At 62.0% G+C, this 26,852-nt stretch carries 32 protein-coding genes; 12 read left to right on the top strand and 20 right to left on the bottom strand.

The genetic code is table 11. The features are described 5' to 3' along the window. Positions 1-147 precede the first annotated feature (147 nt). The 8 genes from ABIB44_RS18790 to ABIB44_RS18825 all read right to left on the bottom strand — a co-directional run bounded on the left by ABIB44_RS18790 (position 148) and on the right by ABIB44_RS18825 (position 4,694). Positions 148-1,110: an adenylate/guanylate cyclase domain-containing protein gene (locus ABIB44_RS18790; RefSeq protein ID WP_354586217.1), complete on the bottom strand. Its 963-nt coding sequence runs from the start codon at positions 1,108-1,110 to the stop codon at positions 148-150. A gap of 67 nt (positions 1,111-1,177) precedes the next feature. Continuing rightward, positions 1,178-1,444 (bottom strand): hypothetical protein, encoded by a 267-nt coding sequence (locus ABIB44_RS18795; RefSeq protein ID WP_354586218.1) that lies wholly within the window; start codon positions 1,442-1,444, stop codon positions 1,178-1,180. Next, positions 1,441-1,713, bottom strand: coding sequence for an acyl carrier protein (locus tag ABIB44_RS18800; protein ID WP_354586219.1), 273 nt, complete (start codon positions 1,711-1,713; stop codon positions 1,441-1,443). Before ABIB44_RS18800 ends, ABIB44_RS18795 begins: the two co-directional genes overlap by 4 nt. A 129-nt stretch (positions 1,714-1,842) precedes the next feature. Further along, a complete protein-coding gene (locus tag ABIB44_RS18805) occupies positions 1,843-2,439 on the bottom strand; it encodes an FMN-dependent NADH-azoreductase (protein WP_354586220.1) in 597 nt (198 codons plus the stop codon). A 66-nt stretch (positions 2,440-2,505) separates the two neighbouring features. Further along, positions 2,506-2,895 (bottom strand): DoxX family protein, encoded by a 390-nt coding sequence (locus ABIB44_RS18810; protein WP_354586221.1) that lies wholly within the window; start codon positions 2,893-2,895, stop codon positions 2,506-2,508. Positions 2,896-3,010: 115 nt separating this feature from the next. Beyond that, positions 3,011-3,268 carry a hypothetical protein gene (locus ABIB44_RS18815; RefSeq protein WP_354586222.1) on the bottom strand — a complete coding sequence of 86 codons (258 nt, stop codon included), beginning with the start codon at positions 3,266-3,268 and terminating at the stop codon, positions 3,011-3,013. Positions 3,269-3,290: 22 nt separating this feature from the next. Next, positions 3,291-3,938 (bottom strand): YceI family protein, encoded by a 648-nt coding sequence (locus ABIB44_RS18820; protein WP_354586223.1) that lies wholly within the window; start codon positions 3,936-3,938, stop codon positions 3,291-3,293. Positions 3,939-4,097: 159 nt separating this feature from the next. Next, positions 4,098-4,694, bottom strand: coding sequence for an FMN-dependent NADH-azoreductase (locus tag ABIB44_RS18825; RefSeq protein ID WP_354586224.1), 597 nt, complete (start codon positions 4,692-4,694; stop codon positions 4,098-4,100). Positions 4,695-4,908: 214 nt separating this feature from the next. On the opposite strand from ABIB44_RS18825, the gene ABIB44_RS18830 reads away from it, so the two are divergent. The 5 genes from ABIB44_RS18830 to ABIB44_RS18850 all read left to right on the top strand — a co-directional run bounded on the left by ABIB44_RS18830 (position 4,909) and on the right by ABIB44_RS18850 (position 7,585). Beyond that, positions 4,909-5,268, top strand: a complete 360-nt coding sequence (locus ABIB44_RS18830; protein WP_354586225.1) for a winged helix-turn-helix transcriptional regulator — start codon at positions 4,909-4,911, stop codon at positions 5,266-5,268. A 218-nt stretch (positions 5,269-5,486) separates the two neighbouring features. Next, positions 5,487-6,074 carry an RNA polymerase sigma factor gene (locus tag ABIB44_RS18835; protein WP_354586226.1) on the top strand — a complete coding sequence of 196 codons (588 nt, stop codon included), beginning with the start codon at positions 5,487-5,489 and terminating at the stop codon, positions 6,072-6,074. A gap of 3 nt (positions 6,075-6,077) precedes the next feature. Then, positions 6,078-6,344: a hypothetical protein gene (locus ABIB44_RS18840; protein ID WP_354586227.1), complete on the top strand. Its 267-nt coding sequence runs from the start codon at positions 6,078-6,080 to the stop codon at positions 6,342-6,344. Positions 6,345-6,471: 127 nt separating this feature from the next. Continuing rightward, positions 6,472-7,179 carry a ClpP family protease gene (locus ABIB44_RS18845; RefSeq protein WP_354586228.1) on the top strand — a complete coding sequence of 236 codons (708 nt, stop codon included), beginning with the start codon at positions 6,472-6,474 and terminating at the stop codon, positions 7,177-7,179. A gap of 49 nt (positions 7,180-7,228) precedes the next feature. Next, positions 7,229-7,585: a nuclear transport factor 2 family protein gene (locus ABIB44_RS18850; RefSeq protein ID WP_354586229.1), complete on the top strand. Its 357-nt coding sequence runs from the start codon at positions 7,229-7,231 to the stop codon at positions 7,583-7,585. Between the two features lie 69 nt (positions 7,586-7,654). Here ABIB44_RS18850 and ABIB44_RS18855 read toward each other — a convergent pair whose 3' ends face one another. Both ABIB44_RS18855 and ABIB44_RS18860 read right to left on the bottom strand, forming a co-directional pair. Further along, positions 7,655-8,821, bottom strand: a complete 1,167-nt coding sequence (locus tag ABIB44_RS18855; RefSeq protein ID WP_354586230.1) for an FAD-dependent oxidoreductase — start codon at positions 8,819-8,821, stop codon at positions 7,655-7,657. 32 nt (positions 8,822-8,853) lie between these two features. Beyond that, positions 8,854-9,612: a helix-turn-helix domain-containing protein gene (locus ABIB44_RS18860; protein ID WP_354586231.1), complete on the bottom strand. Its 759-nt coding sequence runs from the start codon at positions 9,610-9,612 to the stop codon at positions 8,854-8,856. A 515-nt stretch (positions 9,613-10,127) separates the two neighbouring features. Here ABIB44_RS18860 and ABIB44_RS18865 point away from each other — a divergent pair. Together ABIB44_RS18865 and ABIB44_RS18870 are read left to right on the top strand one after the other, a co-directional pair. After that, positions 10,128-10,430 (top strand): transposase, encoded by a 303-nt coding sequence (locus ABIB44_RS18865; protein ID WP_354586232.1) that lies wholly within the window; start codon positions 10,128-10,130, stop codon positions 10,428-10,430. Beyond that, the gene (locus tag ABIB44_RS18870; RefSeq protein ID WP_354586233.1) at positions 10,427-11,308 is read left to right on the top strand and encodes an IS3 family transposase; all 882 of its coding nucleotides are present in this window, start codon (positions 10,427-10,429) and stop codon (positions 11,306-11,308) included. Before ABIB44_RS18865 ends, ABIB44_RS18870 begins: the two co-directional genes overlap by 4 nt. 69 nt (positions 11,309-11,377) lie before the next feature. Here the strand turns inward: ABIB44_RS18870 and ABIB44_RS18875 are convergent, their stop codons facing one another. From ABIB44_RS18875 to ABIB44_RS18885, 3 genes are all read right to left on the bottom strand, one after another. Then, the gene (locus ABIB44_RS18875) at positions 11,378-11,758 is read right to left on the bottom strand and encodes a hypothetical protein (protein WP_354586234.1); all 381 of its coding nucleotides are present in this window, start codon (positions 11,756-11,758) and stop codon (positions 11,378-11,380) included. Between the two features lie 136 nt (positions 11,759-11,894). Further along, the gene (locus ABIB44_RS18880; protein ID WP_354586235.1) at positions 11,895-12,269 is read right to left on the bottom strand and encodes a hypothetical protein; all 375 of its coding nucleotides are present in this window, start codon (positions 12,267-12,269) and stop codon (positions 11,895-11,897) included. A gap of 113 nt (positions 12,270-12,382) precedes the next feature. Continuing rightward, positions 12,383-14,683 (bottom strand): T9SS type B sorting domain-containing protein, encoded by a 2,301-nt coding sequence (locus ABIB44_RS18885; RefSeq protein WP_354586236.1) that lies wholly within the window; start codon positions 14,681-14,683, stop codon positions 12,383-12,385. Between the two features lie 382 nt (positions 14,684-15,065). Between ABIB44_RS18885 and ABIB44_RS18890 the strand changes: the two genes are divergently transcribed. Together ABIB44_RS18890 and ABIB44_RS18895 are read left to right on the top strand one after the other, a co-directional pair. After that, on the top strand, positions 15,066-15,440 hold the full coding sequence (locus ABIB44_RS18890; protein ID WP_354586237.1) for a hypothetical protein: 375 nt from the start codon (positions 15,066-15,068) through the stop codon (positions 15,438-15,440). 552 nt (positions 15,441-15,992) lie between these two features. Continuing rightward, complete coding sequence (locus tag ABIB44_RS18895; RefSeq protein ID WP_354586238.1) at positions 15,993-18,167, top strand: ATP-binding protein; 2,175 nt, start codon at positions 15,993-15,995, stop codon at positions 18,165-18,167. A gap of 552 nt (positions 18,168-18,719) precedes the next feature. Here ABIB44_RS18895 and ABIB44_RS18900 read toward each other — a convergent pair. The 3 genes from ABIB44_RS18900 to ABIB44_RS18910 all read right to left on the bottom strand — a co-directional run bounded on the left by ABIB44_RS18900 (position 18,720) and on the right by ABIB44_RS18910 (position 22,296). After that, positions 18,720-20,615 (bottom strand): T9SS type A sorting domain-containing protein, encoded by a 1,896-nt coding sequence (locus ABIB44_RS18900; protein WP_354586239.1) that lies wholly within the window; start codon positions 20,613-20,615, stop codon positions 18,720-18,722. Positions 20,616-21,503: 888 nt separating this feature from the next. Then, positions 21,504-21,713, bottom strand: coding sequence for a hypothetical protein (locus tag ABIB44_RS18905; RefSeq protein WP_354586240.1), 210 nt, complete (start codon positions 21,711-21,713; stop codon positions 21,504-21,506). 205 nt (positions 21,714-21,918) lie between these two features. Next, positions 21,919-22,296 (bottom strand): DUF3592 domain-containing protein, encoded by a 378-nt coding sequence (locus ABIB44_RS18910; RefSeq protein ID WP_354586241.1) that lies wholly within the window; start codon positions 22,294-22,296, stop codon positions 21,919-21,921. Between the two features lie 192 nt (positions 22,297-22,488). On the opposite strand from ABIB44_RS18910, the gene ABIB44_RS18915 reads away from it, so the two are divergent. Next, positions 22,489-22,863, top strand: coding sequence for an SMI1/KNR4 family protein (locus ABIB44_RS18915; protein ID WP_354586242.1), 375 nt, complete (start codon positions 22,489-22,491; stop codon positions 22,861-22,863). Positions 22,864-22,930: 67 nt separating this feature from the next. Here ABIB44_RS18915 and ABIB44_RS18920 read toward each other — a convergent pair whose 3' ends face one another. Both ABIB44_RS18920 and ABIB44_RS18925 read right to left on the bottom strand, forming a co-directional pair. Further along, entirely contained in the window at positions 22,931-23,398 is a 468-nt protein-coding gene (locus ABIB44_RS18920; protein ID WP_354586243.1) for a hypothetical protein, read from the bottom strand. Positions 23,399-23,502: 104 nt separating this feature from the next. Then, positions 23,503-24,219 (bottom strand): porin family protein, encoded by a 717-nt coding sequence (locus tag ABIB44_RS18925; protein WP_354586244.1) that lies wholly within the window; start codon positions 24,217-24,219, stop codon positions 23,503-23,505. Between the two features lie 148 nt (positions 24,220-24,367). Between ABIB44_RS18925 and ABIB44_RS18930 the strand changes: the two genes are divergently transcribed. Both ABIB44_RS18930 and ABIB44_RS18935 read left to right on the top strand, forming a co-directional pair. Beyond that, positions 24,368-24,622: a hypothetical protein gene (locus tag ABIB44_RS18930; protein ID WP_354586245.1), complete on the top strand. Its 255-nt coding sequence runs from the start codon at positions 24,368-24,370 to the stop codon at positions 24,620-24,622. Positions 24,623-24,748: 126 nt separating this feature from the next. Further along, complete coding sequence (locus tag ABIB44_RS18935) at positions 24,749-25,312, top strand: SMI1/KNR4 family protein (RefSeq protein ID WP_354586246.1); 564 nt, start codon at positions 24,749-24,751, stop codon at positions 25,310-25,312. Between the two features lie 85 nt (positions 25,313-25,397). On the opposite strand, the gene ABIB44_RS18940 is transcribed toward ABIB44_RS18935, so the two are convergent. Together ABIB44_RS18940 and ABIB44_RS18945 are read right to left on the bottom strand one after the other, a co-directional pair. Then, positions 25,398-25,799 (bottom strand): hypothetical protein, encoded by a 402-nt coding sequence (locus tag ABIB44_RS18940; RefSeq protein ID WP_354586247.1) that lies wholly within the window; start codon positions 25,797-25,799, stop codon positions 25,398-25,400. A 357-nt stretch (positions 25,800-26,156) separates the two neighbouring features. Continuing rightward, on the bottom strand, positions 26,157-26,801 hold the full coding sequence (locus tag ABIB44_RS18945) for a hypothetical protein (RefSeq protein ID WP_354586248.1): 645 nt from the start codon (positions 26,799-26,801) through the stop codon (positions 26,157-26,159). Positions 26,802-26,852: the final 51 nt, after the last annotated feature.

A 26,852-nucleotide genomic window follows, 5' to 3' on the forward strand; every position in this document is an offset into this window, starting at 1 on the left:
CGGCCACCTAGCGCAGCGGCACCTTCGTATTTGTGGTTAAATCTTAGCGTATAGTCTTCAAGTCAAGCTGAAATGCGACACCTATTTCGAACAAAACATTTTTTATGCAGAGCTATGCGCTATTTACAGGCCTGGGCTTGCGCGTAATCATTTGTTCTCGTCAACTTCCACCAAGTTGCGCTGTAGCGCCGCCCCGGCCGCTACTGGGGTGGAAGCCACCTCGTACAAGTGGTACTCGCTTTTTTTGCCCTTGAGCCGCGCCCGAAATTCCTGGCCGGTGACCAAGCTTGGTCCAGCGGCGTCGACCACGGCCTGCGACACCAAAAAGTATGTGCCGAATTCCTTGTTGGCGCTTTCGATGCGGGCCGCCACGTTCACCGTATCGCCGATGGTGGCCAGCTTGCGCAAGCCCCCGCCCCCGATGTGACCCACCACCGCCGGCCCGTAGTGCAGGCCCAGGCGCACGCGAAACGTGCGGTCGTACATGTGCTGCAAGTACGTATTGAGCGGGGCTACCTGCCGCAGCATGGCCTGGCCGGCGGCCAGGGCGTCGGCCACCGCCGTGGTGGGCTGCGCGAGGCCAAACACCGCCATCAGCCCGTCGCCGATGTAGTCGCTGACGTGGCCGTTGTGGGTGCGCACCACTTCGCCCATGGTCTCGAAGTAGCGGTTGAGCACGTGAATGACGTCGTAGGCCGGCACCGCGTCGGCGAAGGCGGTGTAGTCTTCGATGTCGGAAAACAGCACGGCCACCTGCTGCTGGGTGCCCTCCTGGTGGTCGGGATGGGAAAGGGTGTGACGGGTCAGCTCCACGTCGAGCGCGTCCAGAATGGGGCGGCGTAGGCGCAGCGGGCCGGTAGAAGTGGTTTGGCAGGCCAGGCGCACGGCGGCGGGCAGCCGCAGGCGGTCGGCCAGGGCCTGCTCGCCGGCGGTACGGGGCGAGCAGTGGGCCAGCCCGTCGAGCACGTGCACCCGGCAGGTCGAGCACTGGGCATGGCCGCCACAGGCGTGGGCGTGCGGCACGCCCTGGCGCAGCGTAGCCGCCAGAATGGTTTCGTCGGCCGCAATGGCCAGGTTCCGGTTATCGGGCAGTAGGTATAGCGGAAGCATAATCGGGTGAAAGGGGCATGATAAAGCAGCGGAGTAAGCCTACGCCGGGGCATAATCGTTGACCGGGCTACCGGCCCAGCACCAGCGCGAGCATAGCGTCCAGGTCGAAGCCCAGCAACCAGGCAAGCGCATCGGCCAGGAACTGCCGGTTATTTTCTGGCGGTGGAGTGTGGGCCGCCGATGAAATTTGCTCCCGGTATTCGGGCAACTGGGCCGGAAGCTCGGGCCGAAGGCCGGGACCCAGCCGTACCCGGTGCCGAACCAGCAGCCCGGTTGAGGTGCCCGGCACCGGATGCGCCAGGTACACCCGGCGGGTGGGCACGGCGTTACTCATGCGCGGGCCGCCAGGGGCAAGTGCCCCCGCACGTAGCGCATCAGGTCGCCCACGGTGTGCACGGGCACCTCGTCGGGGATGGTGAGGTGGAAGAAGCGTTCCACCTCCAGGATGACGTCGACCACGTCGACGAGGTCGAAGTGCAACTCGTGCGCGAGGCTGGTGGTAGCACGCAACTGGCGCAGGCCCACCCGCTTGCGCCGGCTGATGAGGTGCCGTACCTGCTGGTCCGGGTTGCCCAGCCAGCGTGAAGGAAGCGAAGTAATCATGCGAAGAAAGGAAAAGACGGTTAACGGGTACACTCCTCGGTCATCAGGCCATTGAAGCTGCTTTCTGGCTTGGTTGAGTGACTCAACCAAGCCAGAAAGCAGCTTCGCTACACGCCGTGTGAAACTTGCTTAGATGCTGACGCTGGCCTTGGCGTGGGCCAGCGCGGCGGGGGCCGCGTCGGCGTTGCTGGTGCCTTCCACGCGCACCACCGTCACGTCGGTCATGCCCAGGAAGCCGAGCACGGTTTTCAGGTACGGCACCACAAAGTCGTAGCTCACCATGTAGCCTTCGGAGTACACGCCGCCGCTGGCCATGGCCACGTACACCTTCTTGCCTTTCACCAGGCCTTCGGGGCCGTTGGCGGTGTACTGGAACGTGATGCCGGCGCGGCCAATGTGGTCAATCCACGCCTTCAGCGTCGAGGCGATGCCGAAGTTGTAGAGCGGGGCCCCGATGACGATGGTATCAGCGGCCATAATCTCGGCAATGGCGTCGTCGGAGTGGCGCACGGCGGCCTGCTGCTCGGGGGAGCGGTGCTCGACGGGGGTGTAAAACGATTGGAGGTGGACTTCCTCCAAGTGGGGAAAGGGCATACTCGTCAGGTCGTGGACCCGTACGGTGCTGCCGGGGTTCGCGGCGACCAGCTTTTCAACCAGGTCATCGGCCAGCTGCTTGCTGTAGGAGGCCGCCCCGCGGGGGCTGGAGAGGATTTGCAAAATGTTCATGGGACAACGAAAAAGGGTAAATGGGAGGAAGAAATGGAAAGCGGGCCACGCCGGGCCAGCCGGTAACTAGTTCGCATCCAGCGACCGTACCCGTCCCTGGAAGTGGGCAATGGGTTTCCAGAGCAGCAGGTCGAGCGCGGCCAGCGCGGCAAACACCGCGGGGAGCGCCAGCATGGCGGCCTGACCGGCTTGCAGGTGAGTGATTGCGGCGGTGACGGCCCAGATGAATACCCCGTACAGGGCTAGGGTGCGGTAGGCCGGCACCAGCAGGGCGATGCCCAGCCCGATTTCCACCAGGCCAATCGGGAACCGGAACCAGAGCGGGTAGCCCCAGCTTTCCAGGTTGTGGAGTTGGTCGGCCGCGCCCGCCAGCTTACTGCCGCCCGCGCCGATAAAGCCCAGGGCCAAGAGGCCGGAAAGTACCCAGCTCAAAATCTTTTTGGTTTTAACACTCATGATTTCAATGATTTAAAAGGTAAACGGGATAAAAAATAAGGCAACACAAAGCCGTGTCGGGGCAGGGGCCCAACGTGCGGCATTTACAGGAAGGTGGTATAGAGCGGCCGGGCGGCTAGCGCAGCAGCTGGACCACGCCGGTGCCCAGCAGCTCAATGGAGCGGAGCAATTTGGTCGGCGCAGTCGCGGCCAGTATCATGGCCGAGGCCGAATCCATAAAGTCGATGCGGTGGTGCTCGCCGATGCCGAAGACATCCAGTGCCACCTCGTCGGCCAGCACCACGCGGTTGAGGAGCAGGCGCAGGGAAGAAATCCGACCGGTGGGAACCTCTGGGTAGGTGTTGCAGGCAAAACTGTCGATGCCGATTTCCACAGGCCAGTGCCCTGGTGAACCGTTATTTTTTGGCGATGACGTTGAAGCTGAGCGTGAAATCGTCGTAGATGGCCTTGTCGCCGATGCCGTCGAAGAAAGATTTCGAGCCGTACTTGATGTCGTACTGCGTGCGGTTGACGGTGGCCGTGCCGGCGGCGGCGGCCACGCCGTTTTTCACGCCCACTTTGGCTGGGAAGCTCAGCGGCTTGGTGATGCCCTTGATGGTGAGCTCGCCCGTGACGGTGGCGTTGTTGGCATCGGCCGCCGCGCCTTTGATGGGCGTCACCTTCGTGATTTTGAAGCTGGCGGCGGGGTATTTGGCCGTGCCAAAGAAGTCATCGGAGGTGATGTGGCCCATGAACTTGCCGTTGCTTTCGGCGTCGGCAATGTCGGTGGCTTTAATCGTCTTCATGTCCACGGTCACGGTGCCGCCCACCAGCTGGGTGCCGTTGACCAGCAGCTCGCCCGTGCTGAACTGCACAGTACCGTTGTGACCGTGGGTGACGGCTTTGGCATCCCAGCCCAGCGTGCTCAGCTGGGGCTGTAGTTTGTAGGGGGTGGCGGCCCGTGGGGCGGTCGGCCGGGTAGTCGGGGTGCCGGGCGCGGCCGCATAGGCGGGGGCGTTCAGCAAGGTGCTGGCGAACAGCAGGGCAAAAAGGGGCTTTTTCATGAGAAAAATGAGAGAAAAAAATGTGTAAAAATGAAGTGGTAAAGAGTAACTGCCGCAATGGGCAGCTAGGGTAAGAAAAAAGGGGTAGTCGGTCGTAATGGCTGCTGGCTGCCCACCAGTTAAGGAGTAAGTAACGTGCCCTCAGCCCGTTGGTAGGGCTTAGAAGTTGATGCTGGCCATGGCGTTGGCCACCGTATTGTCCCCGGGCACGGGCACGTTCTGGCCTTCCTCCCGCACCACCGTCACGTCGGTCATGCCCAGGAAGCCGAGCACCGTTTGCAGGTAAGGGGCCACGAAATCATAGGCGGCCATCGGGCCCTCGTACTGCACCCCGCCGCTGGAGAGGGCGATGTACACTTTCTTACCGTTTACTAGGCCTTCGGGACCCACCGTCGTATTGCGGAAGGTGATGCCGGCGCGGACGATGTGGTCCGTCCACGCCTTCAGCGTGGTGGCAATGCTGAAGTTGTAGAGCGGAGCGCCGATGACGAGGGTATCGGCGGCCAGCAGTTCGGCAATGGCTGCATCGGAGAGGCGTACAGCGGCCTCCTGCTCGGGCGTACGGCTCTCGGCGGGGGTAAGGAAGGAGTGCAGTTGCGCTGGTTCCAATTGAGGAAAGGTACTGTTGGTCAGCTCGTGGACCTGAACGGAACTGCCCGGGTTCGCGGCAACCAGCTGAGCGACCAGGTCATTGGCCAGCGGGTTGCTGTAGGAGGTTGCCCCGCGAGGTCTGGCAAGAAGTTGAAGAATCTGCATGGCGAAAAGAGCGAAGCAAAAGGAGTCGTCCGGTGCCTGTGGCGATTAGGACGGGACAAATGTAAGCAACGTTACTTACAAAATGTTACTAACTAATAAAAAGTTTTTTATGAATAAAATGTAAGTAGTGCAGTTTTAGTAAGTCTGGTGACTTTTGCTTACTTTTACCGTAGTAATTATTATTTATTAGTCCGTCATGGTTAGCTAGTCCGTCATGAAACTCGAGTCCTATTCCCACTGTCCCCACGCCATGGCCGCTTTGCGCGAAGCGTTGGCGGTGCTCAACGGCAAGTGGAAGTTTCCCATCATGATGGCTCTGCGCACGGGCAGCGAGCGATTTGGCGAAATCGAGCGCCGCGTGCCGGGCATTTCGGCCAAGGTGCTCGCCAAGGAATTGAAGGACCTTGAAGACCACCAGCTTATCAAACGGCACGTGCATCCGGGTCCCCCCGTCGCGGTTTCCTACGAAGTGCTGCCCTACGCCGAAACCCTTGACCCGATACTGTTCATGCTCGGCGACTGGGGCAAGCAGCACCAGGAGCGCCTGGCCGGCTCCACGCCCCCGGCGGTTTAGCCTTTTGGGGAATTCCACTTGCGCTCCCGCAGCAGCGCCAAGTTCCTCTGCGAAGAGAAGGCGGGGCCAGTAAAGTATGTTTTCTTGGACCTCTGCCATGGGGATAGTTACCGGCTGTGATAACCATATTCCCCCGCCTCAGAAAAAAAAGCTGTTTTTTCTGAGGCCACCCGGTGATAGTTTCGCCCAGACAGGATTAAGTAGTATATCCCGTTGCCATGCCTACTTTTCAACCTCGCCCCGCGGCTCCTATCACAGCCGACAGCTTGCGCCACGCGCTGCTAGCGAACCGCACCCAGGTGCTCACTGAGCTTTACCGGCAGAGTTTCCCGCCCGTGCGCCGCCACATCGGCCGCCGGGGCGGCTCGGCCCAGGATGCGCAGGACGTATTTCAGGATGCCCTGCTTGTGCTTTACGAGCAGGCCACAGGCGGCACGCTGGTGCTCACCGCGTCGGTGAGCACCTATTTGCTGGGCATCAGCCGCAACCTGTGGCACCACGAAGTACGCCGTCGCGCTCGCCTCGCCCCCGATACCCTTTCCGACGACGTAGCCGCCGGGCTGGCCGACGAGGCAGAAGACTCCGCGGAACCGGCTTTCGCCGTGCGCGACTACGTGGAGCAGCTAGGTGAGAAATGCAAAAACGTGCTGCTCAGCTTTTACTACTTCCAGCAGCCGCTCACCCAGATTGCCGAACGCCAGGGCTACGGCTCCGTGCGCTCGGCGACGGTGCAGAAGTTTAAATGCCTGGAGCGGCTGCGCCACGCAGTACGCGGGGCTTTTCAAGTAGCCACCAGCGAGCAGTAGGTCATGCGCCCCGAACTCGACCGTTTACAGCTGATTGAGCAGCAACTGCTGCGGACGCTGGCCGCGCTTCCGGCCGACGAGTGGCGGTTGCGCCAACTCTTCGACCCCGAACTGGCCGCGGACACGGCGGCGCAGCGGCAGCTTTACCAAGGCCTGCGCCTGGCTGGACGCCGGCAGCTGCGCCGCGAGCTCCAACTTATTCACGTGCGGCTGTACGCGCCCGGCCCGAGAAGCTGGCTTGCCTGGCTTCGCCGCTGGTGGGCGCAGTAAGGCCCCGGCCACGCTGCCAGGTCGACGGGTGGCCCCCTAACGTTTCCGCTGACTTACGGGCTGGCCCCTTCCGATTCTTCAGCCGGACGGGCCTGGCCCAAACCATACTAATCCCCTAGTTCCCCTTATGCTCACCCGAACTAAATTCCGCAGATTCGCCGTGCACGACCAGGGCCTCAATGGCTTAGGCGTCGACCGCTACCTCCAGCACGTGGAGGGCCAGGCGCGCGGCGGCTTGAGTATGCCGACCGGCATGACCCGCTCCATCATTGAGGAGCGGCCCACGCGCTTTGCCGAAATCGACGTGTTTTCACGCCTGATTATGGACCGCATCATCTTTCTGGGCCAGGCCGTGGACGACAGCGTTGCCAACATCATCAACGCCCAGCTGCTATTTTTGGAATCGGCCGATGCCAAAAAAGACATCCTGCTCTACATTAACTCGCCCGGTGGGTCGGTGTACGCCGGCCTAGGCATGTACGACACCATGCAGTACATTGGGCCCGACGTTGCGACCATCTGCACGGGCTTGGCTGCTTCCATGGGGGCCTTCCTGCTGGCCGGCGGCGCGCTGGGCAAGCGCTCGGCCCTGCCCCACGCACGCGTCATGATTCACCAGCCCTCGGGCGGGGTACAGGGCCCGTCGGCCGACATTGAGATTACGGCCCGTGAAGTCGTTAAGCTGCGCCAGGAGCTCTACGCCATCTACGCCGAGCGCACCGGCAAAACCTACCAGCAGATTCACGACGACTCGGACCGCGACTACTGGATGCGCGCCGACGAGGCCCTGGAATACGGCCTGATTGATGAAGTATTGAAACGCGAAGCCAATTAGCTGCCCGACACGCAGCTGTTACCTTACACGACTATTTTCTTTTGTTTTTATGGACGCTCTCACTCCCCAAGACCTTGTCCGAAAAGCGTATGCGGCGTTCAACGCCCGCGACATTCCCACCATTCTGACCACGCTCCATCCGCAGGTGCGCTGGGCGAGGGCCTGGGAGGGCGACTACGCCACGGGCCACGACGAAGTGCGGGAGTACTGGCTGCGGCAGTGGCAGGAACTCGACCCGAACGTGGTGCCCACCGGCTTCCGCGAACGGAGCGACGGGCGCTTGGAAGTGACGGTGCAGCAAGTCGTCAAGGACAGGCAGGGAACCACCGTATTTGAGGGCGTGGTGACGCACCTCATTACCCCCCGAAACGGCCTGCTGGGCCAAATGGACATTGAGCGAGTTTAACCACTGACGCTGATAGGTGTTCGCAGCCGGTCCCAGCTAAGCCGCAGGAAATTGCCAACGCGGCAAGCTTCACTGCGCGGCCTCAAACAGGTTCATCAGGTGCGCCAGCGCGTGCGGCGCATGCAAGGCCTCGGTCTGTTCCAGCGTTAGCCCGGCGACGGCCGAAGCGCGCGGGCGCATCTGGGCTTCGTAGTGCCCAATGGCGGCTTGCACATCAACGAATTGGTCACTGGTCAGGCAGCGGCTCAATTCCAGCGCGTCGAGCATCGCCATGTTCACGCCCTCGCCGGCGTAGGGCGGCATGACGTGCGCCGCGTCGCCGAGCAGGGAAATGTTCGGCTGGGCTGCCCACTCCTGGTCGAGCGGCATGCAGTACTGCGGACGCGGCACACACCGGGTTGACTGATGGGCGAATAGTTCGGACCAGATGTCGTCCCAGCCGGTAAATTCCTGCCGAAACCACGCCCCCACCTGCGTCGCGTCCGAAAAGTTGATGCCGCTGTCGCGGGCCCAGAACTCTCCGGTTTTGCAGCCCGTGTAAAACGAGAGGCTGCCATCGCCTTTGGCGCTGACGATAAGGGTCTTATTTTCGTCCAGGGCGAATACCTTCCCGCCCTGCACCAACTCATGCAATCGCGGCGCGTTGCGCGCCGAATCATACACGGTTCCCTCTACCACCGTGATGCCGGCATAAAACGGCCGGATGGGCGTCACCAGCGGCCGGATGCCGGAATTCGCGCCGTCGGCACCGATGACGATGTCGGCCTGGGCTATCGGGCCATTCTGAAACGCCAGCCGCCAGCCCCCGCCCTGGGGGGTGAGCGCAACCAAGCGGCTATTCCAGACCACGGTACCGGGCAGCAGGGAGTCCAGCAGCAGCTCGCGCAAAGGGCCCCGGTCGATTTCGGGGCGGAACGAGGCATCGCCGAAGGTAGCCGGGGTGGGCTCCTCCGCCTGCTGGTCGTAGGCGATACGCGCGTGCTTATCGGTCAAGCGCAGCTTGTCGGCCCCCGGCCGGTAACAAGCCTTGAATGCATCGAGCAGCTGGGCGTGCCGCAGGGCGGCCAGGCCCGATTCGTCGTGCAGGTCCAGCGTTGCGCCCTGCACCCGCGCGTGGCGGCCAGGGTCGCGCTCGTATACCCGGACGGCTGCGCCGGCTTGCTGGAGGAGCCGGGCCAGCGTCAGGCCGCCGGGGCCACCGCCCACGACGGCTATTTGCTTGTCTTGAAGTACCATGGTTGTGCTGAAAGGGTTGATTCAGCGCAAACCTAGGGCAGCGAGAAGGCGGAAAATTGAATAAATCGGTCATTCTGGTTCCGAGCTAACTCTTTGGGCGTAACGCCCGTGTGTTTCTTTATCTCCCGGATGAAATGGGCCTGGTCCGCAAACGCTCCTTCCGCGTACAGCTGGCCGGCTTTGAGGTAGTGCCAGGAGGCCCGAAAACGCAGAATGGAGCTGTACGTCTTCAGCGAAAGGCCGAATAGGCGGGTAAAGTAGCGGTTGATTTGCCGGCTGCTCCAGCCGGCAGCCTGGGCCAGGGCTTCGACGGGAAGGCTCCCATTGGAAGCATACAGCCGGTCAAATAGCTTGCTTTTGCGCGGGTCGAGGTCGCCGGGCAACAGGGGCGTGATGTGGGCCGCAGCCTTCGCGCAGAAAGCGTCGAAATCCCGCAGGTCCGTCCCGCTCATCCCCAAGTAGTCGGCCGGCAGGGCACGGCCGCGGTGCAGCAGTTCGCCCAAGGGGATGGGCAGCAGGTACTCGACAGCCAACAGGTTCCAGCTGATGGCGAACGTGGTGGAGCGGGCGGGAATCACCTGGGCCTCGGGTCGGTCTTGTAGTCCCAGCAGCGTGACGTGGTAGGGCTCGGCGGCGGAAACCGAGAAGAACACGTCAATCCGGCCATCGGGCACGAGGATAATATGCTGCTCGACCTCCGAAGGATTGGCCAGCATCCAGAAGCTTTCAACGAATTTGGCCAGCGGCGGCGGCGGTTGCGCGGCCTGGTATTCGAGGTCAGTAAAGGCCATGGCGAAGCGCGTTTTCCTGGTACGACGAAGGGAAAAAGGATGTTAGGCACCGCCAACGTTGAGGTGCTGTCATAAGTACGTCTGACTTCAAGAACGGCAGAAATATCCCGATAAACTGCCGCAATGGGACCGTGGATGCAGGCTGGGGGCCGGCCCGTTGTCGTACTTATGAATAAGGCCATTGGCAACGCCACCTACCGACTTGTTTTGACCCCCAACCGCTTCTGCTGGTGGATAGCAATCTCACAATTGCTGTAATGAAGGGCTGAATTTCCAAAAATTTGGACGGTCAAGGTTTGATAATCATACTTTTTGATTCTCTTTACCCGTACCATTTCATTTCGCCGGAACTTTGCAGTAGCAGAAAGCTAATAAAGCCAGTTCACGAAGCAGGGTTTGGATGCGACCATTTTAAACACGTGTACTATGTAAAAAGCACTCATTACTGGCATCGTGGAGCAGACTGAGGTGGTCTAGGAATGACGGACAGAAGAAGGACGTATATTTCTTCTGTTATGGCAAGCAAAGCAAGCGGGGCGTCGCCCGACAAACGACGTAAATACGACGAGGCGTTCAAGGCCGAGGCCCTGCGCCTGGCCAGTGAAAGCCGCAGCACGCAGGCCGCGGCGCGGCAGCTGGGAATCAGCCCCAAACTGCTTTACCGGTGGCAACAAGCGCAGTTGGTGGCCGAAGTGGGCAGCCTGGAAGTGGCCCGCGACCCGGAAGTGCGCGCCCTGCGTGCGGCCAATAAACGGCTCGCGCAGGAGCTCGATATTTTAAAAAAAGCCTTGGTCATCTTCGGCCAGCCGACCCCGTGAGTACGTACCGCTACATCGCGCAGCGGGCCACTCAGGTACCCGTGCGCCAGCTCTGCCACGTGCTGCGCGTGGCCCCGGCCGCGTACTACGGCTGGCAGCGCCGCCAGCAGGTGCCGGCGGTCGAACCGGCCTGGCAAGTGGCCGTGCGCGAGGCGTTTGCGGACCACAGCCAGCGTTATGGTACCCGCCGGCTGCGCGCCGAAGTGCAAGCCCAGGGCCATGCGGTGGGCCGCTGGCGCATCCGCCGCGTGCTCCGCGAGCATGGCCTGCGCGCCCAGCAGCCCCGCTCGTTCGTGCCCCGCACCACCGACTCGGACCCGGCCGTGCGCGCCGCCCCCAACCGCTTGCGGGGCCAGCCGGCCCCCACGGCCCCCAACCGGGTCTGGGTGGGCGACATCACGTATTTGCCCCGCCAGGGCGGCGGCTGGCTCTACCTGGCCGTGTGGCTGGACCGCTGTTCGCGCAAGGTCGTCGGCTGGGACGTGCGCGACACCATGCCCGAAGACCTCGTCAGCGAAGCCCTGCGCCGGGCCTTGGCCGTGCGTCGGCCCCCGGCGGGGCTCATTATTCATTCCGACCAGGGCAGCCAGTACACGGCCACCCGATTCAAAGACTTAGTCGCTAAACACGGCGCCCAGCAGAGCATGAGCCGGCGCGGCAACTGCTACGACAACGCCCACGCCGAATCGTTTTGGAGCCGATTCAAAGCCGAGCTACTTGACGGCGGCTACTTCCCCGGCCTGGCCGAAGCCAAGCTCGAAATCAGCCATCATATTGCCTATTACAACGCCGAACGCCGACATTCTGCCCTCGGCTATCAATCACCCAATCACTTCGAAACCCATCTTCAAACAACGTCCCAGTTGTGTCCGGCTTAGCTAGACCACCTCACAAGCCCCCAATCACTTCGAAACCCACCTTCAAACAACGTCCCAACTCTGTCCGGCTTAGCTAGACCACCTCACGACGTACTCGGGTTGGGGCTGGTGGGCGTCCAAGCGACGCACCGCCTCGTTCTCCCGGCGGCGGCTGAACCGTCGCCACCGGCCCGCGTCGTCTACGAAAAGATACGAGTAGAGGGCGCTCAGGCTCACGCCCAGCGCCACGCGGCCGGGGGAGGCACGGTCCGTGGCGAAGGACAGCACCTGGGCCCCGAGCACCATCGCGGAAGCCCCGGCCCCGAAGCGCGCCACGCGCCGGGCGTGTTGAAACACATGCCGCAGCTGCGCCACGCTGTCGGCGTGGGTGGGGACCGCCGGCACCAACGGCGCCTGGGCGTGGCTGGTTACCGCGACGAGCAACAAAACGAGGAAGAAGAGTTTTTTCATGGGCCCAAAATATTCTTCACGGCGTGTAGTTTAAATGAAATGTTTAATACTTGAATGTGCGCGTTTACCTTCCTACCGTTATGGTGAACTAGAAGCTGTGGAGCCGGAGACTTACCAATGCTTCTGTTGGGTGCCTCTACGTGGCAAGGAGTGACGGTTTACGGTACCTGAGCACTAGGAAGGCATCTGTGGCCATTTTTACCAACGTGACCCCGACTAGTGCCGTGGAGAAGTACCGTTGCGCATAGCTGGATGCATAGAGCAGGTCAAGCGCAACGACTAGGCCAACCAAGATGTAGGCGTCAAGTTGAGGGGACACTTTGACCTTCAACCTAGAATAGGCAAACAGGATGGCAACGAAGAAAAGGGTCCAAAACAGCGGGAAAATAGCCACCATCAGCAGCCCATAGGCTAGCTGTGAAATGGAAATGACGGGTCCCTTTAGAATGAGCAGGAAAAACAAGGCGTAGTAGTATGCCGCATTGGATACAAATAGCCAGAGGAAGCGCATAGGATGGGTGGTGTCAAACGTTTCCGCAAGGTAGAGTATCAAAAAGACGCTCCTTATTTTGAACGGAGCGCGTTTAAGCCAGTGCCGTTTGGCCAAACACATCACTTCACCGCTTACCGGATGACTTCTACCCACCCCTTGTACGTTTTGCCCATCCCGGACTGCTGCAACAGGTAGTAGTAGAGCCCCGCCGCCGCGGTGTCCCCCCATTCGTTGCCGTACGCCGCCGTGCGGTACACTTGCCGCCCCCAGCGGTTGCAGACGGTCAGGCCCCAATCCCCCGGCGGCAAGTGCTGGACTTCCAAGCGGTCATTGCGCCCGTCGTGGTTGGGGGTGATGACGTTGCCAATCCGCACGCACGCTTCCACGGCCACCCGCCGGCTCGCGCTTTGGGTGCCGCAGCCCGTGATGCGCAAGGTATAGGTCCCCGCGGCGCTCACTTGCAGCGACGGCCCGGTCGACCCGTCTGACCAGCGGTACGTGTCCCCGGCGGCCCGGGGCGTGGGGGCGCGCAAAACCAGCGCATCGCCGTCGCACAGCGTGGTGTCGGCCCCGAGCGTAAACGGGGCGAGCCCGGCCGCCGGCCGCACGCGGACCTGCGCCGTGGCGCTGCACCCGGGGCCGAAAACGGCTTGCACCGCGTACACCCCGGGCTGCGTCGCTGCGATGCTGGCGGTGGTGGCCCCCGTGCTCCAGCGGTAAGCCGGCGTGCCCGGACCCGCGACGGCGCGCAACAGGACGGCGGCCCCGGGGCACAGTACGGAGTCGCTGGCAATGGCGAGGGTCGGCACCAGCGCGCGGACCCGGTAAAACGCCGTGCTGCTGCCCCCGGCGCTGAACGTGGCCTGTACAGAGTAGGTCCCCGGCTGCGTTACCGCAATACTGGCCGTGGTGGCCCCCGTGTTCCAGCGGTAAGCGGCCACCGGGGCCGTGGCCACCGCCGTAAGCGTCGCGCTTCCCCCGTTGCACACCAGCGAGTCGCCTTGCACAACAACCGAAGGCGGCCCTACCCCCAGCCGGGCCACGAAGGTTTGGTCCGCCCCCGACGTCCCCAAGGTCAGGGCACCAAACGCACAGGGGGCGTTGAACTGCCCCAGCACGAACACGTCGCCCGCGGCCCCGCAGCGCACGGCGTAGGCGGCGTCGAACCCGGGGCCCCCGGCTTGCTGCACCCAGCGCACCTGCCCCTGGGGCGTGTAAGCGGCCACGGCCACGTCGCGGGGGCCCGCCACGGCCAGGGCAAACGGGCCAATCTGTGCGCCCCCGGACACGCCCCCGGCCACGCACGGGTTGCCGCCCGCGTCCAAGGCAAGGCCGTACCAGCCGTCAAACCCGGGGCCGCGGCTGGCCTGCACCCACGCCAGCTGGCCCGTCGGCGTATACTTGGCCAAGTACCCGTCGAAGCTGCCCGCACTGGCCACGGGCGTGGGGCCAAACGTTGCCGTGCCGTCAAAAAAACCCGCGACGTACAGGTTGCCCGCCACGTCGACCGCGCCTTCTTGCAGCGTGTCGGTGCCGGGCCCGCCGGCCTGCTGCACCCACTGCAGCGCGCCTTGCGCATCGAATTTGGCGATGAGCACGTCGTACTGGCCGCGCGGGGTGAGCGTCACGTTGCCCAGCACGGGCGTGCCGATGAAGTTGGCGAACACGTAGGCGTCGCCCGACGGGGCCACGGCCAGGGTGGGAAACTCGCCCGTGCTTTGGTTGGTGCCGGGGTAGCGCACGGCCGCCACCAGGGACTGCACGGCCCCGGTCGCCGCCGAAAAGCGCGCCAGGAACAGGCCGACGGCCCCGGGGTCGGCGCGCGGCGCCTGCAGCGCCAACGCCCCAAAGGCGACGGCGGTGTACACCCCAGTCAGGTACACGTGCCCGGACGCGTCGAGACCGACGCCGCTGGCCAAGGCAAAGCCGGGGCTGCCGGTCGTGCCCTGTTGCACCCATTCCGGGGTGCCTTGGGGCGAATACCGGACGAGGAAGGCTTGCCCGGAGCCGCTCGCGCTGCTGTTCAGCACCAGGTTGTTGCCCAAGGCCACCGCGCCCGGGGAGGCCCCGGCCAGGTAGGCGTTGCCCGCGGCGTCGAGGGCCACGTCGAAGGCGTAGTCCTCGCCGGCAGTGCCCAGCACGCGCACCCACGCCAGCTGGCCCGTCGGCGTGTACTTGGCCAGGTAGGCATCGAGGCCGCCCCGGCTGGTCAGGGCCGCGGTGCCCACCACGGCCGTGCCCCGGAAGGCCCCGGCTTCGTAGAGGTTACCGGCCGCGTCGACGGCCGTCGCGCCCCGCAGCTGCGAGCCCGTGCCTTCGGCGTAGGCGCTCACCCAGTCGGGGGCCGATTGGGCCCCGGCGCGCGAGGTGCCCAACACGCCGGTCAGGAACAGCCAAGCAACCAGCACGCGAAAGGCAGGACGATAAAGCATGGGCGGTCGGAAAAAAAGTAAAAAAGCGCAGCCCCATACGGACTGACCGAAGACAAACGTACCTGCGGTGAGTCGCCCACGCCAAGCAAAAGACCGGGCCATCCGACTTTACAAATGACATTAACCGCGCATTAACTCCTTCGACATAAGCGCACTATTATCCAAATAAAAGCACATTAGAATTTGTGCTTAGGTCCCAGGTAGTTCGCATAATGGCTCCTTTTATCATACAGAGCGCGTTTACCTTGCCACCGTTTGGCTAGACTGAATGGTGACCTCTCTGAGCAAAGAGTATCTTCGGGCTGCTGTCTCAATAGATTCGAAAATGCGAGTGTTTCTCCTCTCTCCCGGTCACCGCGTAGCAACGCATCCGATGGTGCGCATGCTCGTGCTGCTGCTGCTGGTTGCTTGCGACCGGAGCGAGCCGGACGCGCAGGACCTGATTTGCGGCAACACGTCTAGTTACTGGGACGCCAACGTCGGATACGGCTACGCCTTTGCGCGTGACGGCACGTGTTACGAGTACACGTACAATGACCAGGGGAAACGGGAACGCGCGGACTACGGAGACGTGCGCATCGACTATTTCAACTGGCACGTGGCGGGAAACCAGCTCAGCATCGAATTGCCAAATTGGCCCCGGACCTTCGAAATTGTCCGCTTGACCGGCACGGAAATGGTGCTCCGTCCGTCCAACAAAAACAGCGTCGAGGTCCTTCCGGTGGAGCGGGTGGTGTTGACCAAAGTATCCGAATAGCGGGTCATTGAACGCTCCTATTTTTGAACGAGCCGTGTTCATCGACCTACCGTTTCCCTAAACCCGCCCCTTACTTTTGGACCGATGGCTACGCTATTTTGCAGAATATGCGGCTTAGAGCACTCGGAGCCGCCCTGGGGCGCGGACGGCCAGTGCCCGACGTATGAATTCTGTCCCTGCTGCGGCGTGGAGGCCGGATACGAGGATTATACTCCTTCCTCCGCCTCTTTCTACCGGCAGGCGTGGCTGGCAGAAGGCGCGGCCTGGGAGTTGCCGAAACTCAAACCGGCCGAGTGGAACCTGCTGCGGCAACTGGAAAATATTCCCCTAGAATTTCGCTAGCGGCCCCGGCAGTCTCTTCTTTAGCTAGTTTCTTGCCACCGTTTTTGTAAACTTACGCTCCCAGTCATCAATGACATTTCCGACGCTTTGGTTGTCAGCCCGGTGGTGGCTGTAATGCGCCGCATCGGGTCGTAGCTTGCCCGCCGAAAGCTCCCGTTCCTTTTGATTACTTCCGCTGCCGTGCCGAGCTTGCGGCGTGGCCCCGCCCCCATGCGTTTCGTTTTCTTGCTAGCCGCCGTCTGGCTGCTGGCCCTGCTCGCCCGGGCCACGCCGTCGCCCGACACCGCTGCGCTCCGCCTCAACCGGCTGCCCGCCGATGGCCTGGAGCTGCAACGGGGCTGGCGCTACCACCCCGGCGACAACCCCGCCTGGGCCCGGCCCGACTTCGACGACCGCGCCTGGGACACGCTTAACCCCGCCCGGCCCCGGCGCGCGCTGCCCGCGCGGCTCACCGCGGGCCTCGGCTGGCTGCGGCTGCGCTACGCGGTCGGCGACAGCCTGCGCCGGCGCGCCCTGCTGCTGCAGATTAGCGGCAACGGCGCCATGGAGCTCTACCTCGACGGGCGGCTGGTACGGCGCGACGGCACCCTGCACCCCGACCCGACCCGGGTGCAGATCAATCCCAACACGCCCGAGCCGCTGGCGCTGCCCGGCGCGAGCGGCCAGGGGTACGTGCTGGCCGTGCGCTTTGCCCCGTACGAGCCCCCGCCCTGGCAACTGGGCAGGGACGCCTACCCGCCGCTCTCCTTCCGGCTGTTTACGGCACCGGATGTTCGCCGACAGACCGCCGAGCGGACGCGGGCGGGCACCCAGTTTTTGGTGCTGACCGGTCTGTTTGGGCTGCTCACGCTGCTGCACCTGGTCTTCTTTCGCTTCAACCCCACGCGGCGGGCCAACCTGTACTTTGGGTTCTACGCCGGGTCGCTGGCCCTGTGCGTCTGGACCCACAGCTACTTTGCCGGGACCACCGATTTCTCGTCGGTTGCGCAGTCCATCGCGCTGCAACTGGTCGGGAACGGGTTGCAATTTCTGAGCTACCTCTGGGCGGTGCGGGCACTGTACGCGCTGTTTGGCTACCGGCCGGGCCGCCTCTACCACGGGCTGTGGGGCGCCGCCGGCCTGGTTCTGGCCTGGAACACCCTTTATGTATTTAACGATTACCTGTCTAGTATCGCGGCGATTGCCTTTGGCGGGCTGGCCCTTGCCGAGCAGCTGCGCCTGACGGCAAAAGCGTGGCGGGAGCGCCAGCGCGGCATCTGGATCATTGGCACCGGTTTCGCCGTCGGGCTGCTCAGTTTTTTGGTTGGATTCGCGCTGGTATTGACCGGAGTTCTCCCCAACGTCCTGCCTTTTCTAGCGCTGAGCTACCTGGCGCCCGCGCTGGGCATTTCGCTGTTTCTGGCCCGTGAGTTTGCCCTGGATGCGCAGCAGCTGCTGGTGAAACTGGAGGAAGTGGAAAAGCTTTCGGTCCGGGCTTTGGCCCAGGAACAGGAGAAGCAAGCGCTGCTAGCCCAGCAAAACGAAACGCTGGAAACCCAGGTGCAGCAGCGCACCGCCCAGCTCGAGCAGTCGCTGGCCGACCTGCAGGCGGCCCAGGCCCAGCTGGTGCAGCAGGAGAAGATGGCCTTTTTGGGCGAGCTCACGGCCGGCATCGCCCACGAACTGCAGAACCCGCTCACCTTCATGAAGAACTTTGCTGAGGTGAGCACCGAACTGGTGGACGAGATGGGCGGGCCCCGCCCCGCCGCCGGGCTGGAGGGCGAAATCCTGGCCGGGCTGAAGCAGAACCTGCGCGAAATCAGCCAGCACGGGCAGCGGGCCACGGCCATCATCGCGGGCATGCTCGAACACGCGCGCGCCGGCACCGGCCAGCGCGTGCCCACCCCGCTCAACGCGCTGGTCGAAGACAGCCTGCGCCTGGCCTACCAGGGCCTGCGGGCCCAAGACCGCGACTTCCGCGCCCACCTGACCACCGCGCTCGACCCGGCCCTGCCCCTGGTGGCAGTGGTGCCGCAGGATGTGGGCCGGGTACTCATCAACCTGCTCACCAACGCCTTCCACGCCGTGCGCCAGCGCCAACAGGCAGGCGAGGCCGGCTACCGCCCCGAGGTGCACGTGCACACCAGCGCCGGGCCGGGCGGCGTCGAAATCCGCATCGCCGACAACGGCCCGGGCATGAGCGCGGCCGTGCAGGCGAAAATCTTCCAACCCTTTTTCACCACCAAGCCTGCGGGCGAAGGCACCGGCCTGGGCCTCTCGCTCAGCCACGACATCATCACCCAGGGCCACGGGGGCACGCTCGGCGTGGAAAGCCGGGAAGGGCAGGGCACCACCTTCTCCGTAACCTTGCCCTTGAACGGACCTGTTTACAGCCGCCTAAAATAAGGCTCGTAATTCTGAACGGCGCGCGTTTACGGCCTTACCGTTTTCTCCACCCGCTTTCGATTGCGTTAGGGAGTGTATAAGACTATCGGGTTTTTGATACTCTAACGTTGCTTTTGTACATTATCTCGAGCAACCACGCCATTTGGCTACGGCCTCGGAGGTTTTCCTATTTGTTTAACAACACCCAACACGGCGCGCTGCAAACCATGAGCCGGCGCGGCACTTGCTGCGACGACGCGCATGCGGAATCTTTCTGGAACCGCTTCAAGGTCAAGCTACTCGACGGCGGCCGTTTCCCCGGCCTGACCGAAGCCCGAAATCAGTCACCACATCGCCTATTACAACGCGAAACGGCGCCATTACGCCCTCGGCTACTGCTTACCCAACCACTTCGAAACCTCGCTTCAACCATTGTCCCAATTCTGTCCGGCTTAGCGAGAGCACCTCACTGCCTCTCATCCCCAGTTCACCTCGTTCAGTGAGTAGGCTAAAATTTCGCTTGTGAGAGCGCTGCCAAGCACAGGTTGTCCTTTAGCCATTCAAGTTCCCCGCCTAGTGCGTCAAGTGCCGCACTTGCAGCCCTTGGGGGGTGCGCAGGCGCAGCCAGTAGGAGCCGTGCGGCAGAGCTTGCAGGCCCGTAATTAGTATCGGGCCCGCAGCACCTGAGACGGCCTGTTCCCGCACCACCCGCCCCAAGATGTCCAACAGCTCCAGTTGCAACGGGTCGGTGGTCCCTACAGGAAGTGCAATGCGCAGTTCGTCGGCAAAGGGTACGGGCCAGGCCTGTACCTGTGCTGGGCTCTGAGCGACGGAGGTGCCGGTCACGACGCTGCCAAATTCGTACGCGCCCACATCTGGGGTGCGGCCGCGGGCGACCCCTTCCAAATCAGTAGGCACCGCTGCTAGCGGCGTTCCGCCATTGTCCAAGGCCGCATTGGTCGGCCGTAGCTGCGAGCCTCCGGAAAACATCGGGTCCAAGCCGACGGAGTGCGCGTCGTACCCCGTAGCCGCTTGCCAGGCCGCCAGTGAGGCATATTGTTGCCCTATGCCCGTTGTGCCTACTGTATAGCTTCCCAGGAAGCGTTGTGCTCCCGCGGCCAACACCAAGTCATTGTAATCCACCCGTACCCGGGCAATCGGCGGGGTCGTTTGTGTGGCCGGAATCCCTACATTCAGCACCGACTGCGCCGTGTTGGGGTTCGGGGCGCTGATGGGTGGGGTCGTGTTGAGCAGGATGTTGTTCACCACTTCAGCCGTGCCGTATGCCAGGTTCCTGGTGCTCAGAATCACGGTCGCGCTGCTGAATGTCGGCCAAGCTGGCGCGGCCACTGCGACCGTGTTGTGGGCAAACAGCAGAGCGCTACTCGCAAAGCCTCCCAGGGTCGCTATTACACCGTGGGTTTGGCCGTTGCGGTTTGTGGGGATGGCTGCGCCCGGGACCAGCCCATGCCGCAGGTCGCTGATTTCGTTGTTGAACACCTGCACCGCGTGTCCGGCCGCCAGGGGCTGGAAAGTAGGGGCCTGCAGCAACCACAGGCCGACAACCAGCACCGGCTGCACGGCAGACATGGCTGGGTTGGCGGGATGCCGAAATTCGATGTCCCGGATTCGGTTATTGGCAAATACGGACGGCAACGGCCCCATCAAATCATACACGTAGATGCCCACGGCATTCTCGGTGCGGCTGACCACGCCCTGCACCACGTTGTCGTGCACGTTCAGGCCGTTGACCCGCAAGAAGTACATGCCGTAGGCCGCGTAACCGTCTGTGGGGTACCCGATGTTGCCCGGGGTGCCATCGCCGATGGTGACGTGCCCGACTTCCACGTCGTAGTCGGGCGTGACTCCAGAGCCAGCTTGTATCCAAATTCCGGTACAGGCCTGCTGAATCTGCAGGTGGTCGTAGCAAATGCGGCGGTTAACGAGGACCGTATCCGCTGGCCCGCCGTTGCTGAGCAACAGGTTGCGCTGATAAATGCCTTTGGTTTGGGCCTGATTCTGACGCATCGTGACGGTGGCGTTGCGGATGCGGATATCGTGGCTGCCCTGGTTAAACGCGCCCGAAACCGCATACCCGGCCTCGGGGCCTACAGCGCCCGTACCCGGCACAATGTCCAGGCCATCGAACGTGAGGTGATGCGCACCCACCAGGTCGATGCCTCCGCCCTCCAACTGCGGGTTCGCGCCCAGCCCTTGCTTTTGAAAAACGACCGGGTGGGTGTTCGTGCCCAACACTTGCGGCACCACTTCGACGAAACGCTGCCCCGCAGGGATGGCCAGCGCCACCGGGGCGCTGGTGCCCGCGGTGTTCAGTTGATAGACCGCATCGCTCAAGCTCTGAAAATTGCGCGCGCTACGGGGCAGTTGGCGGTCGAGGGTATAGGCACCGCCCAAGGGCACCGGAGCGCCAGTCGTTACCACTACGTTATCCAGCACTGCGGGCAGCATGGCCGGCGCTTGGGAGGCACTGGTCCACGTGAAAATAAGGCGTTGGGAGGTGCCGGCGACCGATGCCGGTAACGGTATCGTCGCCGAATTATAGGCGGAAGCATTCCGCAGATTTGTAGCGATTTGAGTGCTCGATGACAGGGGAGGTCCGATGCCCGCAGTAGGCTGGTAGGAAGTGGGAGCTAGGAAGACATCTAGTGACCCCTCGCTTCGGAAATCAAAGCGGAGTTTGAAGTCGGTGGTGCCAGCTGGAAACGTAATATCCCGGTACAGGTGGACCACCCCGCTCAGACCCGACAGGGGACCGTAAATACTTCCACTGGTGGAAATAAAGGCCGCCATGCTGCCGGCCCACCGCGGGCCATTGCCGGGTGCCGTCCCGGTGTTCCAAGTCGGGGTTTGTTGACCGTTGATGGCGGTGAAACTTCCGAAGGTGCCGCTTTCAAAATCTTCAGTAAAGAGGGTGTTCTGAGCCCAGGTAGGGCAAATGAGCCCTACCCAAAGGCTGGCTACAAGTACTAGTTGCTTCATCGTGTAAATAAAGGCCTCAAAGCTCGATGATATTTCCGGCCTATTCCGGGCCTCAGTTCGAAGTGTGATGCTTGCTTTTTCCAGCAGCTGATGCCGCCCCCCGAACTAATCGCATTGAAAACGGAGCCCGCGCCGGGAGCAGCAACTGTTGAGTATTGTCAGTCAAGCACGAGAAGCGCCTTGTTCTACCAGCAGTTGCTGAGGTGGCAAGTAACAGCAGAGATGACCATTAATAGTCCTGACAAGGCAGAACGCTCCTTCAATTGAACCGCGCGCGTTCACCTTGCCACCGTTTCAGTAAACCGAAGCGGGCAAGCCCATTTGCACGGCACTATGCCGTAGTTCCTACGTGTCTTCTTAGCGCGGATTGGCTGGGTTGCCCTTTTGTTTTTTATATGCAACAGAGGCGAAGATGAGCGAGAGTGCGCCCCCAAAGCTCAGCCCCAGCCCCAGCTTCGCCAAGGAGTCGTTGCGGCCGGAATAGTAGCCCGCCATGAAGACTCCGCCCAAGGCCAAGAGCAGGCATAAGGTGGCAACAAAGTAAAAGGCGCGGGATGGGTTTTTCATAGGATTCGCAGTCGGTCGTGCGTAAAAAAAAAAGGGGCCGAGGCCGTGGGTTTCTTCTGGCAAATCGGGCATTCGGACGAGCCTTACCTGACACCTGGTTTCGGGTATTTTTTGAAGCGCTGTCGGCCAGCCAAAGGTCAAATAAACGCTTCTTTCACCAAATGGCGCGCGTTTACCTGGCCACCGTTTTCTTTAACGCAGCTGCTTAGGTAGTAAAGGCCCACCAGAGAATCGCGGCCCCTGCGATGGCGAAAAAAAACAGGAACAGCACGGCGGATACCTCATAACCCTCGATAGCAAAGCACGTCGGTTTGCTCGCCGCGTAGCGAAGCCGTACTTGCTCCCCCACCCGGAAGTACGTACCGGCTTCTGGGGTGCCGTACATGCTCTTGGCCTCGATGCGCACGCCGTGCTGGGTCGTAAAGGCAACCACTGGCTTGTACGTATCACCGTCCCCATCGCGGGTCAGTTCCAAGGACACAACGGTCCCGGTCGTGGCAATGCCCCAGTAGCGCAAATACAGGGAGCGAAGGGCAGCCCATGCAAAGAGCGCGACAAAAACACCACCGACTAAGTACGCCATTGCCCAAAGTTAAAGGCTCCTTCAACTGAACGGAGCGCGTTTACCTTGCCACCGTTTAAGTAAACACACATTCCGCGACTTTCGCGTATGCATCCCTCGCCTGATTCCTTATCGGAAGCCCTTTCCGTGCTTCTTGCGTCGTGGCAGCGGCAAGGCATTGCGTGCCCACCGTCGGGGGGGGACGTACGCCAAGTGGCCATCGCCAACGGCGTGCGGCTGCCTGCTGATTTTGTCCAGCTCTACCGCGCCGCGAACGGAACGCCCGAGCTTTACCCCAATGAACTGGACGAAAATTACTGCTCCTTTCTGCCGGTTGAAGCCTTACGGACCGAAGAGAAAGGGTGGCGGGTTCTCACGGCGGAAGCCGAAACGATGGAGCGGGCCGGGGTCACGGTGTTTGTAGATTACATGCACCGCAGTTGGGAATATGGGTTCTTGGTGGAGGCCAACGGGCTCGACTATCGAATTGGCATACTAGCCGGGGACAATAAATTTCAGGTGCTGACCACCTCGTTGAGCCAGTTCTTGCGCTGGTATGTGGCGGATGCCGATGAATTGTACGGGTAGGCCACCTTCGCAAACCCTCCTAATTCTGAACAGGTCGCGTTCAACGCAGTACCCTTTTTGTAGACTATTACTCTAGGGATTTCCCAAGCCCATTTTGCCGGCGCTCTGCACGCTGTTGGCGCACTACACGCTGATGGTGTAAGTCAATTTGCGGGCGTAAGTCGTGTGCTTGCAGACCATTCAGGTATACACCGGCTTCAGTTAGCAATTCCTCTATGCGGGCTTCGATTTCGGTGAATGGCCGGCCGCTGACCAAGCGCAGCTCCGCCACGCGCCGACCACTGCCCACCTCCACGTTCTGCCACGCCAAGGCATAGAGATGCCACTTACTTGAATCAACTGCCATGCCCCCAAAGTCGGGCTGAATGATAACGGCCAAGTTAAAGCCGTCCCGTTGCCAATCGACGCGCCGTTCTTCAAACCCCAAGCTGCCCGGACCATCGGGCCAATGATTTTCGCGGTCTCGTGTTAGCACGGTATGCTGCGCGGCAGCGAATTGCGCCAGGCGTTCGTCTATTTGGGTAAATACACTCATCAGCGTAGCAAGTAAGGAGGAGAGATGGCCATTAATGGTGCTGGCAAGGTAGAACGCTCCTTACTTTGAACGGAGCGAGTTCACGCCAGTACCGTTTGGGTAAACTACTGGCGAACCACTGAATGGGCGGGTTTAGGAGCGAACAGCACGCCGGCGGTGAGGCTGTAGCCGTGGCTGCGGGCGTGGTAAGGCGTGCCGGCATAGTCGCGTTGGTAATAGTCGGTCAGGTCTTGAGTGAAACGGGCGGTGAGCGTGTACACGCGCTGCGCGCGGGCCCAGGCCAGCTCGGCCCCGTAGGCCTGCGCCCACCACGTGGTGGGGTTGTTGAACCGGTTGCCGGGCGCAAAGGACGACGCGTCGGGCCGCACATCGCCGAAGACGGCCACGAACGCCGGGCCGGCCTGCAGGTGCAGCGCCGGCCCGGTGGCCCCGCCCAAGCGCAGGTCCAGCAGCAGCGGCACCTGCAGACAGTCCACGGTGTAGTCGGTTTTGCCCGGGAACGCGCGGCGGGTAAAGTCGCCGCCCTGGCGGACGTAGCACAGCTCGGCTTGCGCGGCGAGCGGCTGGTACAGGCGTTGGCGGACTACGGCGGCCACGCTCACCCCCGGCACGCGCACGAGCTGATCGAATCCGGGCTGGGTGTGCAGGTCCACTTCCGTGCCGGTAATGGTGTAGTTGCTGTAGCCGGCACGGAAGCCCACAAACAGCCCCGGGGCGGGGCCGGGCGGGCGGACCTCCCCGGCAGGGGCTTGGGCGGAAGCGCAACCCGGGGCGAGCAACAGGGCGAATACAGCCCAGCGAGGGGACGGCAACAAGAACATCAGGCGGGGGGCAGTTGGTGAATCGCACAGCCAAGATAGGCCGTGCGCGGGTCTTGAGGTAGTCCGGCCAAGCCGGATGGAGCACAATTCGTATTGAACGGACCGCGTCCACCGCTCTACCGTTTCCCTAAACTTCTTACTTTGAATTATGGAAACGAATCCGCAACCATTTCCCTTCGGCCAGAAGGGCACCATTCTCAGTGGCGAACACCCGGGCTGGTCGATAGAGATTGTCGACGACACCGCTGAAACGGGCGGTTATTTCATTTACATTCAGGACCCCAACCCTGACTATCCAGACTTCATGGGATTTGATTGGTGGCTTGAAAACGCCTCACACATTCCGGGCCTCATCGAGGAGATGGACTGGCAAATCCAGTGGCCTGCTGCAACAGAAGTTTAAACGCTCGTTATTTTATTCCGACCGTTTGGGTAAACGAAAGCGTGGGCAAAGAAACCACGCAACTTCCCGCCCTACTTTTGGCATGCCGGGCTTTCCCGGTTGAGCGGTTGTCGTCGTTTCTTCGCCATGGTCCCAGCGTATTTGCAAGCGGTATATGCGGTAACCGACCAAGCCAAAGCCTTTGGTCATCGAGTCCTGCCCAACGGCACCGAATTGGCGGGCCACGTGCCGCACCGGGCCCCGGAAGCGTGGCTGCACGAACTGTTTGCCCCGCTGGCCCCCATCGAGCTCGCTGCCTGGGAGCAGGCCTTGGGCGCGTCCCTGCCGCCGGCCTTGCGCGCCTTTTACCTGCACCACAACGGCCTGAACCTGTTCTCGTGCACCCTGGCGTTGCACGGGCGGCGAAGCGGCTACGAGCGCACGGGCGACAACGCCCGCCAACCGTTTGACATGGATGACCTCAACCGCTACCGCCGCGGGGGCCCCACGGCCGGGCGCTTGTACCTGGCCGGAAACGCCGACGTGCTGTGGTTATCCCTCGATTTGCGCACCCACGCCGGGCAGCGGACCACCGCCGAGGGCACCGTGGTCCAGGAATGGGTCAGCTTCGAGGAGATGCTCGTTGCTGAGGTGCAACGCGTGGCCCAAGGATTTGACGCCCGGGGCCGGCCACAGTCCCTCAACGGCTAGCCCCTCCGCTTCCTATTTAGACCGTTTCGCTAAACTCAAAATACCCTTTTGGGGCCTCTCTTAATTTTATGGGGTCGCACCTGCCTCAATAGCCATTTGTGTACCGCTGGTCGAGAATAGCAGCTGGTTGCTGCTGGCGGTAGAGGTCGAGTGCGGCGTGCAACAATCGGTAAAGTTGGGGATGCGAGGTCGGCGTAGGAGACTGGACGTATAGGTTTTTCGCTGTTTGCGGTCCGCTATTCACCACCACCTGTACCGAAGTGCCATCGAGCACAATGCGGTTTCGGTTTGCATCGGCCCGTTCGAGTTGCGCGGCGGGGCTCTTGTAAACCGAGTCAAGGGCCTGCACCAAGGCCGGGTGCTCGGTCGTGGCCACCTCCAGGCTGTCCCAACGGTAGACCGTATACTGCTCCCACAAGGCCGCCACGAGCTGCAGCGTGCCGGATTTTTCGGCGGCCCGTCGTTGCGGTGCTTCGATTGCGGACACATACGCCGCAAAGCGCGGGTCCCGGCGCATGGCCTTGTGCTGGATACTATCCAACCGCCCATAGCGTAGTGACACAACGGTTGGGCGGCGCGTGAGTTGGACCCGGAAATCGGAGCCGCTAACGCCGGAATGGGCGTGAAAATGGACCGAATAGCTCGGCGGGGCACTTTGACCTTTTCCGACCACAGGACCGAGCAGCAGGGCCGACAGGCAAAACAGCAGTCGGGAAGTTCGCATAAGCAGGAAGCGAAGGGTAGTAAGCAAGAGAACCACGAATAGCACGGAAGGTACAATGCAAAGGCTCCTTATTTTGAATGTAGCGCCTTTACCTTGCTACCCTTTTCCTGAACTGATGAGCTAGTTCTTGGTCTGGTCCTGAATAGTGAGCCTGGCATAGGTATACCAAGCTCGTGAGAACGTTTTGTTCCAATGCTTTTGCTGCAGCACCAAGGCGTTTGCGGCGACCCATTCCACCTCTTCTACCTGCCAACTGCGCGACTCCACCTTCCACACTTGCTGCCAAGCCCCTTCTTTACGTTGAAAAAGCTGGATGGTCGGCGTTCCTATCCCGTCCAAGGCGCCCGAAGCCACGACGAATTGACTGGTGTCCGGGCTGATGGCGGGGGAGTCTTCCAGCCGGAGCCACTGGCCGTTTTGGGTAAGGGCATTGAGGCGGTACACTTCGCTGAAATGGTAGCCCTCCACCAGATGCCACCGCAGTTCGGGCCAATACCCCAGGTATTTGTACTGCGTGTCTTCGTCCCGCTCGCCATCGACCCAGCCATCCCGAAAAACATGGGGGCCTTTCGTCGAAGGAATAACCAGTCGCCCCTGCTGCTTTTTCAGCGGAAACGTCACGCGGGGTGTAAAAGCAATTTTTCCTTTCAGCGCCTGCATATAAGCCGCCTTCGTTAGCGGGCTAAAGGCCACGCGCACGCTCGTTGGGCGGGGCGCACTAGCGCCGTTGCGTAGCAAGAAAAGCAGCAGAAAGGCAGTATTCATAGTGTGTCGGGGCTTGGATGACCGCGGCAAGGTAGCACCGACCTTTTTTTC

It is taken from the genome of Hymenobacter sp. UYCo722 (assembly GCF_040547115.1).
Classification (GTDB): domain Bacteria; phylum Bacteroidota; class Bacteroidia; order Cytophagales; family Hymenobacteraceae; genus Hymenobacter.